General features: G+C 35.0%; 10 protein-coding genes, 1 pseudogene and 1 riboswitch. Of the genes and pseudogenes, 7 read left to right on the top strand and 4 right to left on the bottom strand.

Annotated elements, in window-relative coordinates; genetic code table 11:
* Positions 1–67 precede the first annotated feature (67 nt).
* The gene (locus BN2628_RS09390; RefSeq protein ID WP_055096972.1) at positions 68–781 is read left to right on the top strand and encodes a Crp/Fnr family transcriptional regulator; all 714 of its coding nucleotides are present in this window, start codon (positions 68–70) and stop codon (positions 779–781) included.
* A gap of 66 nt (positions 782–847) precedes the next feature.
* Here the strand turns inward: BN2628_RS09390 and typA are convergent, their stop codons facing one another.
* Positions 848–2,644, bottom strand: coding sequence for a translational GTPase TypA (gene typA, locus BN2628_RS09385; protein WP_021930651.1), 1,797 nt, complete (start codon positions 2,642–2,644; stop codon positions 848–850).
* Between the two features lie 213 nt (positions 2,645–2,857).
* Between typA and rpsO the strand changes: the two genes are divergently transcribed.
* The 5 genes and pseudogenes from rpsO (at position 2,858) to BN2628_RS09360 (ending at position 9,272) form a co-directional block, all read left to right on the top strand.
* Entirely contained in the window at positions 2,858–3,127 is a 270-nt protein-coding gene (gene rpsO / locus BN2628_RS09380; RefSeq protein WP_021930652.1) for a 30S ribosomal protein S15, read from the top strand.
* Positions 3,128–3,423: 296 nt separating this feature from the next.
* Positions 3,424–5,151 (top strand): lysine--tRNA ligase, encoded by a 1,728-nt coding sequence (gene lysS, locus BN2628_RS09375; RefSeq protein ID WP_044225769.1) that lies wholly within the window; start codon positions 3,424–3,426, stop codon positions 5,149–5,151.
* A gap of 14 nt (positions 5,152–5,165) precedes the next feature.
* Positions 5,166–6,161: an NAD(P)H-dependent glycerol-3-phosphate dehydrogenase gene (locus BN2628_RS09370; protein WP_021930654.1), complete on the top strand. Its 996-nt coding sequence runs from the start codon at positions 5,166–5,168 to the stop codon at positions 6,159–6,161.
* A gap of 113 nt (positions 6,162–6,274) precedes the next feature.
* A pseudogene (locus BN2628_RS09365) lies at positions 6,275–7,556 on the top strand (glucose-6-phosphate isomerase).
* A 504-nt stretch (positions 7,557–8,060) separates the two neighbouring features.
* A complete protein-coding gene (locus tag BN2628_RS09360; RefSeq protein ID WP_021930656.1) occupies positions 8,061–9,272 on the top strand; it encodes an ROK family transcriptional regulator in 1,212 nt (403 codons plus the stop codon).
* Between the two features lie 218 nt (positions 9,273–9,490).
* Here the strand turns inward: BN2628_RS09360 and BN2628_RS09355 are convergent, their stop codons facing one another.
* From BN2628_RS09355 to BN2628_RS09345, 3 genes are read right to left on the bottom strand one after another with little or no spacing between them, the layout of a single operon-like run.
* Positions 9,491–10,246: a DUF4465 domain-containing protein gene (locus BN2628_RS09355; protein ID WP_055096970.1), complete on the bottom strand. Its 756-nt coding sequence runs from the start codon at positions 10,244–10,246 to the stop codon at positions 9,491–9,493.
* A 33-nt stretch (positions 10,247–10,279) separates the two neighbouring features.
* Entirely contained in the window at positions 10,280–12,295 is a 2,016-nt protein-coding gene (locus BN2628_RS17275) for a YncE family protein (protein ID WP_055096968.1), read from the bottom strand.
* A gap of 10 nt (positions 12,296–12,305) precedes the next feature.
* Positions 12,306–14,327 (bottom strand): TonB-dependent receptor, encoded by a 2,022-nt coding sequence (locus BN2628_RS09345; protein ID WP_055096966.1) that lies wholly within the window; start codon positions 14,325–14,327, stop codon positions 12,306–12,308.
* Positions 14,328–14,384: 57 nt separating this feature from the next.
* Positions 14,385–14,615: riboswitch (cobalamin riboswitch) on the bottom strand.
* Positions 14,616–14,974: 359 nt separating this feature from the next.
* Between BN2628_RS09345 and BN2628_RS09335 the strand changes: the two genes are divergently transcribed.
* A complete protein-coding gene (locus BN2628_RS09335; protein ID WP_021930660.1) occupies positions 14,975–17,242 on the top strand; it encodes a GH92 family glycosyl hydrolase in 2,268 nt (755 codons plus the stop codon).
* The last annotated feature ends 7 nt before the right edge of the window (positions 17,243–17,249 follow it).

The following is a 17,249-nucleotide window of genomic DNA, read 5'->3' as shown; positions in this document are numbered from 1 at the left end:
TAAGATGATTTTATGTTTAGTTGAGTAAGGATATGATTATTATTTATAAATTTGGCTTACTAAAACGATGAATATAATGGATAGTATGTACGAAGTACTTATGCAGTTGCCCTTATTCCAAGGAGTAAGTAGAACTAGCATTTCGGGGATAATCGAAAAAACTAAATTTCACTTCCTCAAATATAAACCTGGAGAAGTAGTAGTTTCTAGAGGTGAAGAATGTACACATCTTAAATTCTTGATATCTGGGAGTGTACGTTCCGAGATGGTTAATAGAAATGGAAAAATCCGAGTATCAGAAGTCTTACATGCACCCAATGTGTTAGCTCCGAATCATATGTTTGGACGTAATACTTATTATCCTGCTGATATTTATGCAGTAGAAGATACAGGGATTATGCAGTTGGATAAACAAACATTTGTAAATATCTTACAATCTGAGTCGATTGTTTTAATTAATTTGTTAAATATAATATCTCGACGTTCACAAAAAAGTATCGAGACATTTCTATCTTTGTCTTCGGGTAGTGTGAAGGAGAAACTGGCATTTTGGGTACTTTGTTTTACTCAACGGAGGTCAACAGATATCAAAGTTATTTGTAAACAGAAGGATTTGTATTCTTTCTTTGGAGTGCAGCGTTCAGTTTTCGTCAGTGCCTTGAATGAACTGAAAGATGAGGGAATCATTGATTATACTACTCGTGAGATTATGATTCTGGATAGAGATAGGTTGAAGGCTTTGTTGAGTGAGGATACTGTAGACGAAGATGTAGAAGAGTAAATACACTAAATTAAATAAGGACAAAAAAGAGGCTGAAATTCTAAAATTTCAGCCTCTTTTTTGTCCTTATTTATTGCTTCGTTTGCGTTCAGTTTCATCTAAAATAATTTTACGTATACGCAAGTGATGAGGAGTCACTTCGACGTACTCATCTTCTTTGATATATTCTAGAGCCTCTTCTAGACTAAATACAATTGGTGGGATAATTTTAGCTTTGTCATCAGCCCCTGAAGCTCGCATATTGGTTAGTTTCTTTGATTTGGTAACATTTACAACAATATCACCTTCTTTTGCATTTTCTCCGACAACCTGACCGGCATATACTTCTTCTTGTGGGAAAATAAAGAATTTACCTCTGTCTTGTAATTTGTCTATAGCGTATGCATATGCAGTACCGGCTTCCATGGCAATAAGAGAACCGTTTGTCCGGCGTTCTATATCTCCTTTCCAAGGCTGGTACTCAAGAAAGCGATGGGCCATAATGGCCTCTCCAGCTGATGCTGTAAGAACATTATTTCTTAAACCGATGATTCCACGGGAAGGAATGGTAAATTCCATATGTATACGGTCATTCTGTGTTTCCATTGATTGTAGCTCTCCTTTTCGGCGAGTAACCATATCGATGATTTTACTGGCATATTCTTCGGGAAGATTAACTGTTAGTTGCTCTACAGGTTCACATTTTACACCATCTATTTCTCTGATGATTACTTGAGGTTGTCCTACTTGAAGCTCATACCCCTCACGTCGCATAGTTTCTATAAGAACGGATAAGTGTAGGACACCTCGTCCATATACTGTCCATACATCTGCGTTTTCTGCTTTTTCAACGCGTAATGCTAAGTTGCGGTCGAGTTCCTTAGTTAGGCGTTCTGCGATATGGCGGGAAGTGACAAATTTACCATCTTTTCCGAAGAAAGGAGAGTCGTTATTGGTAAAGGTCATTGACATCGTAGGTTCATCAATTGCTATACGGGGCAAAGGTTCTGGGTTTTGCAGGTCGGTGATTGTGTCTCCAATTTCAAATCCTTCAATTCCAACTAAAGCACATATATCACCAGAACTGGCTTTTTCAACTTTTGTTCGTCCTAAGCCTTCAAATAAGTGCAATTCTTTGATACGGCTTTTGGTGAAAGACCCGTCCTTTTTGCATAATGCTACATCCATGCCTTCTCGAAGTTCTCCTCGGTGAATACGGCCAATGGCAATACGTCCTACATAAGATGAGAAATCGAGAGAGGTAATTAGCATTTGAGGTGCCCCTTCAAGATATTTGGGTTCTGGGATATATTCAATAATAGCGTCTAATAAAGGAGTGATATTATTCGTTGGTTTTCTCCAATCTGTTGACATCCAGTTTTGTTTAGCAGAACCATAAATAGTAGGGAAATCGAGCTGTTCTTCTGTTGCGTCAAGGCTGAACATCAGATCGAATACCATTTCATTTACTTCATCAGGACGACAGTTGGGTTTGTCTACTTTATTGATAACGACTACAGGCTTTAATCCCATTTGTATAGCTTTTTGTAAAACAAACCGGGTTTGAGGCATAGGGCCTTCGAAAGCGTCAACTAGTAGCAGACAACCATCAGCCATATTGAGAACTCTTTCTACTTCTCCTCCGAAATCTGCATGCCCAGGAGTATCTATAATATTGATTTTATAGTCTTTATATCTGATTGAAACGTTTTTGGACAGGATTGTGATTCCTCGTTCACGTTCAAGATCATTATTGTCGAGAATTAACTCGCCGGAGTTCTGGTTCTCTCGAAATAACTGTCCGGCCAAAAGCATTTTGTCAACCAGTGTTGTTTTACCGTGATCGACATGAGCAATAATTGCAATATTCCTAATTTTCTGCATATAATTTATTTTGAGTCGCGCAAAGGTAGTATAATTTTTTTTAGAATGCGTTTAATAATCAGTAGTTTTAAAAGATTGAAATCATTATTTAATACATTTATCAAACAAAATTTCTTGTTTAGGAATAAAAATAGCAATAAAATATTGTTTTTCAAAAACAAATATATACCTTTGTGCCCTCAAAGAATTTATTAACAAAAAAATCAGCAGAAAATGTATTTAACTTCTGAGAAAAAACGAGAAATCTTTGAGAAATACGGAAAGTCCAATACTGATACTGGCTCACCTGAAGCACAGATAGCATTATTCTCATACCGTATCTCTCATTTGACTGAACATTTAAAGTCAAATCACAAAGATTATAGCACAGAAAGAGCTCTTAAAATGTTAGTAGGTAAACGTCGTCGTTTGCTTGACTATTTAATCAAAGTGGATATCAATAGATATCGTGCTATTATCAAGGAGCTTGGAATCAGAAAGTAAGAAATTGCTTTTTTAAGCGAAAAAGGACATCTTTCAAAGATGTCCTTTTTTATTGCTTTAAAATTTTTTATACTTATAAAAAGTGTTCATTTTTTTTTATAAAATATAATTAAAGAAGATATGCTGGTTCACGATGGAAAATTAGTGGAAATCGTATTTAGACTTCGGGCAAAGTTTTGTATTTTTGTAAAAATTTGCCGTTTTATGTTTTTATTTTTCTGCTATTATTGTAAAATGTAGAATAGAAGGTAGGCATAATATATAGTTTTCCAATAAGATAAATAATTTTATTGCACATGAATATATTGGACTTAAGTGAACAGGAGATAATTAGACGTAATAGTTTGCAGGAATTACGGAATCTCGGTATAGAGCCATATCCGGCCGCAGAGTATAAAGTGGATGCTTATACAGATGAAATAAAATCTTCGTTTAAAGATGATGCAGAACCTCGTCAAGTGTCTGTTGCTGGACGTATTATGAGTCGCCGTATTATGGGAAAAGCTTCGTTTATGGAGTTACAAGATTCCAAAGGTCGTATACAGGTTTATATTTCAAGAGATGATTTATGCCCGGAAGAGAATAAGGAAATGTATAATACTGTATTTAAGAAATTGCTTGATATTGGAGACTTTGTAGGTATAAGAGGATATGTGTTCCGTACACAAATGGGTGAAATTTCTGTTCATGCTCAAGAGCTGACTGTCTTATCTAAATCGCTACGGCCATTACCTATCGTAAAGATGAAAGATGGTGTAGCATATGATGCTTTTGAAGATCCAGAATTACGATATCGCCAAAGGTATGTCGATTTAGTAGTAAATGAAGGAATTAAAGATATATTTATCAAGCGAAACAAAGTGTACAACTCGATGCGTGAGTATTTTAACGCACAAGGGTATATGGAGGTAGAAACTCCTATTTTGCAATCGATTCCTGGTGGAGCTGCTGCTCGTCCGTTTATTACTCATCATAACGCTTTAGACATACCCTTGTATTTGCGTATAGCAGATGAGCTTTACTTAAAGCGTCTTATTGTGGGAGGCTTTGAGGGAGTCTATGAATTTTCAAAAAATTTCCGGAATGAAGGCATGGACCGTACACATAATCCAGAATTTACTTGTATGGAAATTTATGTTTCATATAAGGACTATAATTGGATGATGGATTTTACAGAGAAGATGCTTGAGAAGATTTGCTTAGATGTAAATGGTTCCACAGAAGTCAAAGTTGGTGATAATGTTATTAGTTTTAAGACGCCTTTCAAGAGAGTAACGATGATTGATTCCATTAAGGAATTTACAGGAATTGATATTTCTGGTATGGATGAGGCTCAATTACGTGAAGTTTGTAAAAAAATAGGAGTTGAGGTAGATGATACTATGGGCAAGGGAAAACTGATTGATGAGATTTTTGGTGAGAAATGTGAGGGTAATTACATACAACCGACCTTTATTACCGATTATCCGATTGAGATGTCTCCTTTAACCAAAAAGCATAGAAATAATCCCGAACTGACTGAGCGTTTTGAATTGATGGTTAATGGTAAAGAACTCTGTAATGCTTACTCTGAGTTGAATGATCCGATAGACCAACGATTTCGCTTTGAGGAACAGCTTCGTTTGTCTGAGAAAGGAGATGATGAAGCTATGTTTATTGATAACGATTTTATTCGTGCTTTGGAATATGGTATGCCTCCGACTTCTGGGATGGGTATCGGTATGGACCGTTTAGTTATGTTGATGACAGGGCAAACCACAATACAAGAAGTTCTATTTTTTCCGCAAATGCGTCCGGAAAAGACAAAGAAGAAAGATCCTGAATCAAAGTATGTAGCTGTTGGGATACCTCAAGAATGGGTAGCACCTTTACAAAAAGCGGGCTATTTGACTGTTGATATGCTTGTGGAAGCTAATCCGAACAAATTGCATCAAGAAATTTGTGGCGTAAATAAAAAATATAAACTTGAGTTATCCAACCCGACTATTGATGAGGTAAGGGCTTGGGTCGAGAATGCAAAATAAAAAGCTTCAGAGACATGAGTTTTCCCGGAAGAGTCGCTATATTAGGTGGTGGAACGTGGGCCACGGCTATTGCAAAATTGGTATTGTATAATGCCGAATCGATAAATTGGTATATGCGTCGGCGCGACCGAATAGATGATTTTAAAAGATTAGGGCATAATCCGGTTTATTTGTCGAGTGTAAAATTCGATATAAGTCGTATAAATTTTACTACTAATTTAAATAAAGTAGTAAAAGAATCAGATACACTTATTTTAGTTACTCCATCTCCTTATTTAAAACAGCACCTGAAGAAGTTAAAAGAGCCGTTGGATAAGAAGTTTGTAGTATCAGCTATAAAGGGTATTGTCCCGGACGAAAATATGATTGTTACGGATTATTTGAAAAAGTTTTATAATATACCCGATAGCAATCTGGCTGTTATAGGGGGGCCGTGTCATGCTGAAGAAGTTGCATTGGAAAGACTTTCATATTTGACAATTGGATGTCCTGATACTCTAAAAGCAAGAAAGATAACAGAATTGTTGGGTAACCATTTTTTGAAAGCTAGTACATCAAAAGATGTTGAAGGAATAGAGTATGGGTCGGTTTTGAAAAACGTTTATGCAATTGCTGCGGGTATCTGTTATGGATTGAAGTACGGAGATAATTTTCAGGCTGTTTTGATATCGAATGCTATACAGGAATTGGATCGTTTTTTGAAAGCTGTACATCCCATGAGACGGAATATCTGTGAGTCGGCATATTTGGGTGACTTATTGGTGACTGCATATTCTCGTTTTAGCCGTAACCATACCTTTGGAACTATGATAGGAAAGGGATATTCAGTAAAGACAGCCCAGATAGAGATGGAAATGGTTGCAGAGGGGTATTATGGGACAAAATGTATCAAGGAAATAAATGAGCAGTATCATGTAGATATGCCGATTCTTGATACAGTATATAATATTTTGTATAATAAGATGTCATCATTTGCTGAAATAAAGCGGTTGACAGAAACATTTAGATAAAAGAGTTTAAAGGAGATATTGAATAACAATATCTCTTTTGTTTTTATAAAGAATAATATCTAATTTTGATATCGGTAAATAACCGAACAATAACAACTAAAAATAATCTTTGCATGGAGACGATTCAATTAAACATTGACAAAGCATTAAGTTCTGTTACTAAAGAGCAGGTTTTCGCTTATGAGAAAGAGGTAGCAGAAAGTATGGAAAAATTACATAAAGGTACTGGAAAAGGGAATGATTTTCTGGGATGGTTACATTTGCCGTCATCTATTACAGACGCTCATCTTTCAGAAATTGAGGCTGCAGCTAAGCAATTGAGAGAGCGGTGCGAGATTGTGGTTGTAATTGGCATTGGTGGAAGCTATTTGGGTGCTAAAGCTGTAATTGAAGCTCTTTCTGATACATTTGCTCAAATAAAAGGAAATGGAAACAATCCTCAAGTTCTTTTTGCTGGACAGAATATAGGAGAAGATTATTTATATGAGTTACAGCAAGTATTAGCTGGGAAGCAATTCGGATTGATAAATATCTCAAAATCAGGAACAACGACAGAGCCAGCTATTGCATTTCGTTTGTTGAAAAAGCAATTGGAAGCACAGGTAGGAAAAGAAGAAGCAAAACATCGTATTATTGCTGTGACTGATGCTGCTCGTGGTGCATTACGTAAACTAGCTGATATGGAAGGTTACAAANCCTATTGCTGTTGCTGGATTTGATATACGTTCATTGGTGTCTGGTGCAGCGTCGATGGAGCAGTTATGTGGAGCAGAGGTCCCTTTTGAAAAAAATCCGGCTGCTATATATGCTGCAACTCGAAATGCCCTTTATAAGATAGGCAAGAAAATTGAAATCTTAGTGAATTTCAATCCTAAACTTCATTTTTTTGCAGAATGGTGGAAACAACTTTATGGCGAAAGTGAGGGCAAAGATCATAAAGGTATTTTCCCGGCCTCAGTTGATTTTACTACCGATTTGCATTCGATGGGACAGTGGATACAAGATGGGGAACGTTCTATTTTTGAGACTGTTTTGTCGGTAAATAAAATGAAATATAATGTAACTATTCCGACTGATGAAGATAATTTGGACGGTCTGAATTTTTTGGCGGGAAAGAGAGTTGACCAAGTAAATAAAATGGCTGAATTAGGTACACAAATTGCGCATGTAGATGGAGGGGTTCCAAATCTAAGAATTGAGATGCCGGAAATTACTGAAAAGTATTTGGGGGAACTTATCTATTTCTTTGAAAAGGCATGTGGCATTAGTGGTTATTTGTTAGGTGTGAATCCGTTTGACCAACCAGGTGTGGAAGCCTATAAGAAAAATATGTTTGCTTTGCTTGAGAAACCGGGGTATGAGGAAGAGACAAAGGCTATTAAAGCTAAGCTCTGATAATAAATGAAATCCTTATAAAATCATGTGTCTTTTTGAATTTATCGGAAGGACACATGATTTTTTTTATATTTTTTGTTGTTAAAATATTCTTATATTCTATATAAAATCTTTTTATTGAAAGAGATAAGAAATTTAATTACTAGTATAAATGTATATTATGAAATATAAAAAAAATTATTTTAATATATAATTTAATAATGAAATATTTTATCAAATGTGTGGCTATTAATTTAAGTCAGCAAACTAATATATTTTTAATTATAAACATATGCAATAAATGAAGAGAGTTTTCGTTAATATTATATATTGAATTCTCTTTGTTATAAGAAGTAGGAGCTCAATTTATATTTTTACTGATTAATATCTTATGATGTAAATTAATAAGATTGTATTTATTTGATAATCATTTATTTTGATTAATAAAATATTTTATTAATCTTTTTGGGTCGATAAATAATTGTTATCTTTGCGCATAGTAGTACATCTGAAACAAATATAAATATGAATGGAAAATTATTGTCAGAACTCGAAAAAGGGTCGAAGAATGCTCAAATAAAAAAGCGTATTATTAATTATTATATAGAGAATGGAGATGCTACTATAGCAGACTTGTCAAAGGAATTGGATTTAAGTGTGCCTACGACAACTAAAATTATTGCTGAAATGACCGATGATGGTTTTGTCATAGATTATGGTAAGATGGAGACTAGTGGTGGTCGTAAGCCTTTTATATATGGTTTGAATCCAGCATCCGGTTATTTTGTTGGAGTGGATATTCGGCGAACTTTTCTGAATATTGGTTTGATAAACTTCAAAGGAGAGGTTATGGAGTTGAGAATGAATGTCCCGTATTTATTTGAAAATACTCCTGCCGCATTGGACGAGTTGTGCAGTATTGTATCGTCTTTTATAGCTGAACAAGGTAAGAAGAGCGATAATATATTGAATATTACAATTAATATTTCAGGTAGAGTAAATTCTGAAACAGGATATTGCTATAGTGCATTTTATTTTGAAGAAAGACCTTTATCTGAAATTTTGTCAGACCGTTTAGGGTATATGGTATCTGTCGAGAATGATACACGTGCAATGACATTTGGTGAATTTATGTGTGGTATTGCTCGGGAAGAAAGGAATATTATTTTTGTCAATATCAGTTGGGGAGTTGGTATTGGGATTATTATTGACGGAAAAGTATATTATGGGGAGTCTGGATACTCCGGAGAATTTGGTCATGTCAGTGTTTTTGATAATGAAATTTTATGTCATTGTGGTAAAAAAGGCTGTTTAGAAACCGAGGCTTCTGGCTCGGCTATCTATCGGATATTTATGGAACGTTATAAAAATGGAGAAAATTCTATCTTGTCTAAAGAGCTGGATAAAGGGAAGACAATAAATTTAGGGGATATAATTAATGCAGCTAACAATGAAGATATTCTTTCTATTGAAATTATAGAAGAAGTTGGCGACAAAATCGGAAAGTATATTGCTGGACTTATCAATATATTTAATCCTGGGATGTTGGTAATTGGAGGTTCTTTAGCTGCTACAGGAGATTATATAGCTTTACCCATAAAAAGTGCTATTCGTAAATATTCTTTGAATCTGGTGAATAAAGATTCCCGTATTGTAATTTCTAAATTGAAAGAAAAAGCGGGAGTGATTGGTGCTTGTATGCTGGCTCGGAAAAAGGTACTTGAACTTTCCCGTTAAGATTAGGAGCATAAAAATAAAGAAGTTATCTCAAAATAAAAAAATAAAACAGCTTTGCTTATAATTTGCAAATTGGATTGCAAAAATCCCTTATTTAACCCCATTCTTTTAAACAAGAGAGGGGAAAATAAGGGGATTTTATTTGGAAAGGGACCAATCTATAAGTTTCTCATTTCTGAAATTTTATTTGGGACAACCTCTTTTTTTATTGTGTTATTTTATAAGGAAATTTTATTTAAAACAATATCATCCATGCAGAAATAAGCAGCTGTGTTCATACCGAATTCTCCGGTATCACTTGACGTGAGAGAGAACTGTATCTTGACAGCAGCCATTAAAGGGGACATGTCAAACCATATCCACTCGGTAACAGGTTTATCGTTATCACTTTTATAATTTGCCAGATAAATTTCGGCTGTTCCGGTTACATTATTATTTGCATCGAAACCGGTTGCTGTCAATTTGAAATAACTATCTTTTTTGAATGCAGTAGCATAACTGTCTCCTATAGTCATTGAATTGTAAGCATAAGTACTGTTGGTGACCCATGCTCCATTTATGGTATAAATAGACGGATTGTTGATCGTCATAATGGCAGGACTATAATCACTTGGATTTACGGCTAAATATACTTTTCCTGTTTTAGCTTTTTTGCAGTAGGGTACAGGACTGTTTGATGCAGAGTTGTCGGTTTTATTCATATAAGTGAAGGCTGAAAATGAATATCCTGACCCCCAGTCTGCAAAATAGTGATCAAAAGTGAGTAATCCGTTTGAATCTTGAAATGTGTCTAAGGTTGATGTTCCCGGGGTTATTTCTTTTTCTGAAATAAATTCTGTATTGTCTTCGGTCAATTTGTTTTCTAAACTGATAGAAACTGGGACAACTGTAGTTGTATTTTCATCATCTTTGTCACAGCTACAGAATATGAAAGCAGATAAACATGTAATAAAAAATAAAGATAACTTTTTCATGTTGTTTTTAATTTTTGATTAGTAATTATATATTTATTGTTTTTGTATGAGATGTAAATCAATTATTCCCAGTACTTCAGTCGATGTTTCACCTATCCAGCCACAAGTTTGGTTTACTCCTGTATAAATCATAATGAAATCTATCCCCGGAAGGGTTATTGGGTTTCTATTTTTGTCTATAGCCCAGTCTATATCAAATTCTGCAGCGGTGCTATTATTAGGTTGGTTATCAGCATATCCCCAATCAAAAGGAGTTAATTTCCAGCTCTTTATCCCATTATTTTCAGTTACAACAGCATTTTTTCTCAATAGGGTTCCAGTAAATGACATTTGTTGATTGGTTACCCATTGAGGGTAATAACTTTGGGTGTGATAAGATACTTTGCTTATATATCCTTCTTGTCCTTCGCTATCACTCCATCGGATATATTGTTCTTCCGTAGCAGACACATTCTCTGACGGACGATAATAAGTGATATTATAATTTTGAATAGTAGCAGGGTTGGAATGTTCGCTTCCGGCCAATTCATACCATTCATTTTCGTCAGGTATTCCATTTTTATTTTGATCATATGCTACTCTGACTATACCGGGTTCACTATTATTGTTAAATGCATTTCCTAGTATTTTAAAATCATGACTTCCTGAAACATTTTCAATAGTATGGTCAAATCCTACCACGATATATCCGCCATATCCACCGAGAGAAACTGTACCTTGGTTATTGTTTTTTAAGGCTTCACAAGCTTTGGCATTCATAATTTCCTGATTGTCACCATTTTCGTATTTGGGTAGTAAATTTACAAATTGACCAGGTGCTGGATGGTAGTCTAAAACCTTTGAAATATAAGGAGATGGGCCTGAAGGCTTTTCTTCTGGAATTTCATTAGGACCTCTGAATTTTTTTTTCGTAAAAGCAAAACGGGAGGGAATATCTCCGGTTGTATGACTCCATAATTTTTTACCTTCTTGAGAAAAGCAGTATAATGTCCCGGGAGTGACATAGTCTTTAGCGTCGGAAACTAATATTTCTCCGGTTTCGGGATTTACGGCTAATCCGTACGGGACATTTATTTGCTTATCAGTTCCGTCAGTGATAAAATTTTCAGTTATAACTTTTTCTATACGAGAATCTACGATAGAATATAAGGTGTTCTTTTGTGAGCTGTTGATATTATCATCATATCCGAGCAGATATAATATATCGTTATGCATCCATAATTGGCTTGTTTTTACATTTAAATTTCCTTTTGCCAAATCATTTTCTGTATCGATGATATATGTATCGGACGATATGGAGTTTTCGTCACCTCGAGAAGAAACGTAGATATTATTTTGAGAGTTTACCGCTATACAATGAAGATTAGGTGCAACGTCTATTTTTTTTATCTCTGAAAAAGTATTTAGGTCAATGACTGAGACTGTACGGTCATAATTCGGTTTGTTGTATCCTCCAGAATTTGCGACATAAAGTTTTTCTCCGATAACGGCCATTTGTTCGGGCTGGTATCCGACTGTCACTTGACGAGTGATTTGCATGGTTGCGGTATCTACTTCTGCAACTATGCCTAAGCGGGAGTCAGATGGATTAGGAGACACCGGACCGTTATATGATGATATGTAGGCATATTGTTTATGGAAAGTAATATATCTGCAATTAGGTATTTTTATTTCACCGATATGTACAGCCGTTTCTACATCCATGACTTCTACGTATCCCGATACATTGATGACTGCATATAAACGATTTCCATAGATTTTCAAATCATTACCGACATCTCCCAGTTCCTTTACAATCGTTGGATTTATTTCGGCATAGATATTCCGATGATATATTCCAGTAGTGTAATCAAAAAAGTCAAGAGTGCATTTATTACTTCCCATATTCCCTTCATTAAGGATATAAACCCCTTTGATTGATGCATCGGGACGGGGTACTACTCCGTCGGGAATTTCATTTTCAGAAGGAATAATAAAATTTTCATCTCGACAACAGCAAAACACTGCAGTGAGAAAAATAATCCATAAATATGAATATATATATTTCATAATTAATAGTTTATAATGTTACGCTCAACGTGATTCTGAAATTAGTGCCGGGCATAGGGTATGATCGGACAACTTCATATTGTTGATTGAACAAATTATTGACTTCTATCATTATTTTAGACTGAATACCTTTTAAACTCATTTTTTTGGATATAGATAAGTCGCTTGTATACCAAGGCTGTATATAGTTTGCAGGAATATTTGCTCTTGAATCATACCGTTCCCCAGTGTATATAAAACTATAATTGATATTCCAGTCTTTGTATTCGATACCCGCTATGGCTGTCCCGCTGTGTATTGGTATGTACGGAATTTGCCCCTTATAATAAGTATCTTTTGGATCCGTAAAATCTTGAGCTTTTTGATAAGTATAATTTATTCTCGTATTTAATTGCCATGATTTGCCAAATAGCCAACTCCCTTGTAAAGCAACATCCATACCTTTTATTTTTACTGTTCCTAAATTTAGCATCATCCATCTGAATGGATTATTGGAGGGCATGGCTACAATTTTATTATTTACTTTGTTATAATAGACATCTGCCTGTATTTCTATATGTTTAAACGATAGGGAGGGAAAATTTTTCTCGAAGGTGATTCCTATATTATACTGAGTGGTGTATTCAGGATCGAGATGAATATTTCCGATAGTGGTGTAGTATAAGTCGTTCAAGGTGGGCAATCGAAATATCTTTTTATAGAAAGCCCGAAAATTCACACCACCTTTTTCCCATGGACGATAAAAAATCATTATAGTAGGAGTATATTGGGGGTTATGATGGGCTGTATTTTCCTTTGTTTTTGCTTTTTCTTTGATAAAAGTCCCTAATATACTGGCTTGTAATTTTATTTTATTAAAATCTAATGCTGTAGCAAAGGCCGCTAAAGTAGAGAAACGGCGAGGATAGGCAAAATCAATCAAATCAGCATCAAGCCGGTTCCAAAGAAAATCAATCGATATATTTGTTGTCCAAAAAGGAAAAATTGTAAATTGGTTAGCCGCAGAGATATATCCTTCTTGTTGTTTATAGTGATTGTCGATGTTATTTAGTGATTCTGCTTCACGCTGGTCTGATAGATAGTGCAAATAGTCATATGCAAATTTTCCATTGAGTAATAAACTGTAAAATGTATTAAATTTTTTACGAAATGAGGATTGAAGAAAAAAATTTGTATCCCATTGGCGGTCTTCGTTACTGAATCTGTTTTTTACTACAGCTCCGGGATAACCTCGTTCAGAATTATAAGCATATATACGAGTGCGCCAATTACCATCAGGAATTAAGCCGAATAGTCCGATTTCTGCTCTTAAAGCTTTTACATCTCCATTGTGCCGTATTGCTGTTGTATCATAGCCGTCTATCTTTTTGTATCTGAATTTGTATCTACCTGTAGTATACATATATTCGGCACTAAAACTGCTTGATATATTTTTATTCAATTTTTGTTCCCAGAGTATTGAAGGATTAGCTAGCCCGAATGACCCGGTTTTGAATGTGGCTCTGATGTTGTATTTTTTATCTGTATCGAAAAATGGAACTTTCGATTGGAGATATACTGACCCGGAAGAGCCATAATCTTTGGCTGGTTGGAAAATATTGCTTTTCTGTCCGTTATATAGGCTTATTGCTTCCATGTTATCTAAGGAGAATCGTCCGAGATCTATAACTCCGTTTTGAGCATTACCTAACTCAATCCCGTCATAAAATACCCCTACATGATTACTGCCCATACTTCTGATATTCACGGTCTTTAATCCGCCTATACCTCCATAATCTTTAATTTGTACCCCGGAAAAGTAACGTATGGCGTCTGCCACAGAATGGGCATTTAGTTTTTCAAGTTTTTCACCAGACAGGCTTTGTACAGGAAAAATATCTTTGGTGAGTACACGACTTTTGAAGACCACCTCTTGAAGGTGGTAGATTCGAGTGCTGTCTGTTTCTGCATTATCGGCACATAATGTATAAGAAGTGCAGATATATAACAAAAAAAACAAGCATACTACGACATGGTTGTGTATATGCACCATTTTTTTATTATTGGGTACGTTTCTTTTTCATGTAAAGTCTTATGCCTCGCAAGACCTTACTTTTAGATTTTATACGGCAGGTCTTCTGACTTATCTCTGGAGAAAAAACGCCTTCCCGAACGTCAGGTTCAGTGGCGGAGGGTATTTGTTAATCTCCCTTTTTTATGAGAATTACAGCAGCGGGACTGTNTTTATGAACCGTGGGTACAAAGGTATGAAAAAATATAATATATGGAATGATGTTTCTTTTTGTTCTTTGATATGAAATCTGTAATGAATAGTGTGAAGGAACTTAGTATTTAAAATTTGAAGCCGTTTTATCTGATTGTTTTTGTTATAAATGGACTTATTGATATTAAATTTTGTAGTATAAAATATTAATATCAAATAGAAAATGTCGATTGTATTATAATGAAGCAAGAAAAAAATAAAAAAAATAAAGTATTGTAAATTAAATCCTTTAAGGACGTAGTTATGGTATTAAAGTTATTGTTTAATTGTGATTTAATACAGATTTAAGGTGCCGTCAATATATTTGTTACAAAATATATAACGATATTTATTTACCTAATCTTATGATTTTTCGATATATTCTTGTCCATTCGAGTTGAAAGGAGAAGTATTGTTATATGTAAAAGTAGTATTTTATGAAGTTTGAGAAATTAGTTATAAGTTGTGCTGTATTAGTTTCTATAATGTGGCTCTCATGTAGCCCGATAAAAAATCAAAAAATAACTCCTGTTGATTATGTCAATCCTTATATTGGGAATATAAGCCATATGTTGGTGCCGACGTATCCGACTGTTCATCTTCCTAATAGCATGATGCGTGTTTGCCCCCAAAGGGCTGATTTTACTGGGAACGTATTACATGGTTTACCGGTATTTCTTTCAGGACATCGAGGCTATAATGTATTTAATATATCTCCGTATCAAGGGAAAGAGAATATATATACTCATATTGTTGATTATGAATATGATAATGAGATAATAAAACCTTATTATTATAGCGTATATTTAGATAATATTGCAACAGAAATACAATTTGCTCCTTCTTGTCAATCTGCGTTGTATGAGATGGATTTTAGAGGAACAGATACTCCTTATCTGATAATAAATACATATGGAGGAATGCTCAGGGCAGTTAAAAATACAGTATCCGGATGGCAGTATATTAAAGGTTCGAAAACAAAAGTTTATCTTCATTTAGAGGTAGAACAGAGCCCAGAAGAAATTATTCCGTTAGGTATTCCTGAAGAGGAAAAAAATACGATATTGTCTGCAAAAAATAGGAGTATTGTTTTTAGATTTGCTCCAGACCAACGAAAAGTAAAAGTACGTTATGGAGTTTCATTTATCAGTGAGGAACAGGCAAAAAGAAATGTAGATAGGGAAATAAAAAGCTATGATATAAATGTGTTACTCAAAGAAGGACGGAATACGTGGAATAGAGCATTGGGAAAAATTTTAGTTCAGAGTGATTTAGAGAAAGATAAGCAAGTCTTTTATACCTCTTTGTATCGATTTTACGAACGAATGATATGCATTTCGGAAGATGGGAAGTACTATAGTGGTTTTGATGGAAAAGTTCATAATGATGAAGGTATTCCATTTTATAATGATGATTGGCTATGGGACACTTATCGTGCAGCACATCCACTGAGAGTAATTATCGATTCAGAGAAAGAATCCTATATGGTAAATTCTTTTGTTCGAATGTCAGAACAAATGGAAAATTGTTGGATGCCTACTTTTCCAGAAGTTGTGGGAGATACCCGGCGGATGAATTGTAACCATGGAGTTGCAACTATAATAGATTGTTATGAAAAAGGGATAAGGAATTTTGATTTGGGTAAAGCATATAAAGCATGTAAAGGAGCTATTACAGAAAAAACATTATCTCCGTGGTCAAAGGCAAAAGCGGGGAAATTAGATGAATTTTATAAAGAGAACGGTTATTTCCCCGCCTTATCTTCTGGAGAAAAAGAAACTGTTCCTGAAGTTGATTCTTGGGAAAAACGTCAGCCAGTAGCAGTTACTTTAGGTACGGTCTATGATGAATGGTGTTTGGCTAAGATGGCTCAAAAATTAGGGTATAATAATGATTATGAATATTTTGTGAAAAGAAGCTTGAATTATCGGAAAATATTTAATACACAAACAAGATTTTTTCATCCCAAGGATGACAAGGGTGAATTTGTAAAACCCTTTGATTATAGTTTTTCAGGGGGATTGGGAGCGCGAGACGCTTATGATGAGAATAATGGGTGGATATATCGCTGGGATGTGAGTCATAATATTAAGGATTTGATAAAATTGATGGGGGGAAATAAGGCCTTTGTACAAGAACTTGAGCGTATGTATAGTACATCTTTGGGTAGGCCTAAATATGAGTTCTATGCGATGTTGCCTGATCATACAGGTAATGTAGGGCAATTTTCTATGGGCAATGAGCCGTCATTACATATTCCATATTTGTATAATTATGCAGGGGAACCATGGAGGACGCAAAAGCGAATTCGTAATTTATTGAATCAGTGGTTTCGTCCTGATGTAATGGGGGTTCCTGGAGATGAGGACGGTGGAGGGATGTCCGCATTTGTAGTGTTTTCTCAATTAGGATTTTACCCTGTTACTCCAGGATTGCCTATGTATGTAATAGGTAGCCCGACATTTGAGCGAGCCTCTATCTGTTTAGATAATGGGAAGACATTTGAAATAATATGTCATAATTATGCTCCAGAACATAAGTATATTCAATCAGTAAAATTAAATGGTAAATCTTGGGAAAAGTCTTGGTTTAGTCATGATGAACTGATGCAAGGAGGAGTATTGGAATTTACGATGGGAAAATATCCGAATAAAAATTGGGCGGTTGCGGAAAGTGCATTTCCTCCATCCTTTGAAATGAAATGATACCAGA

Source organism: Gabonia massiliensis, assembly GCF_001403595.1.
GTDB classification, from domain to species: Bacteria; Bacteroidota; Bacteroidia; order Bacteroidales; family Coprobacteraceae; genus Coprobacter; species Coprobacter secundus.
This window is presented reverse-complemented; position numbering and strand designations above follow the sequence as displayed.

Excerpts from the sequence above, each read along its gene's own strand:
- rpsO (WP_021930652.1), top strand. The coding sequence starts at position 2,858 with ATGTATTTAACTTCTGAGAAAAAACGAGAAATCTTTGAGAAATACGGA.
- lysS (WP_044225769.1), top strand. The coding sequence starts at position 3,424 with ATGAATATATTGGACTTAAGTGAACAGGAGATAATTAGACGTAATAGT.
- BN2628_RS17275 (WP_055096968.1), bottom strand. The coding sequence starts at position 12,295 with ATGAAATATATATATTCATATTTATGGATTATTTTTCTCACTGCAGTG.
- typA (WP_021930651.1), bottom strand. The coding sequence starts at position 2,644 with ATGCAGAAAATTAGGAATATTGCAATTATTGCTCATGTCGATCACGGT.
- BN2628_RS09345 (WP_055096966.1), bottom strand. The coding sequence starts at position 14,327 with ATGGTGCATATACACAACCATGTCGTAGTATGCTTGTTTTTTTTGTTA.
- BN2628_RS09335 (WP_021930660.1), top strand. The coding sequence starts at position 14,975 with ATGAAGTTTGAGAAATTAGTTATAAGTTGTGCTGTATTAGTTTCTATA.
- BN2628_RS09390 (WP_055096972.1), top strand. The coding sequence starts at position 68 with ATGAATATAATGGATAGTATGTACGAAGTACTTATGCAGTTGCCCTTA.
- BN2628_RS09355 (WP_055096970.1), bottom strand. The coding sequence starts at position 10,246 with ATGAAAAAGTTATCTTTATTTTTTATTACATGTTTATCTGCTTTCATA.
- BN2628_RS09360 (WP_021930656.1), top strand. The coding sequence starts at position 8,061 with ATGAATGGAAAATTATTGTCAGAACTCGAAAAAGGGTCGAAGAATGCT.
- BN2628_RS09370 (WP_021930654.1), top strand. The coding sequence starts at position 5,166 with ATGAGTTTTCCCGGAAGAGTCGCTATATTAGGTGGTGGAACGTGGGCC.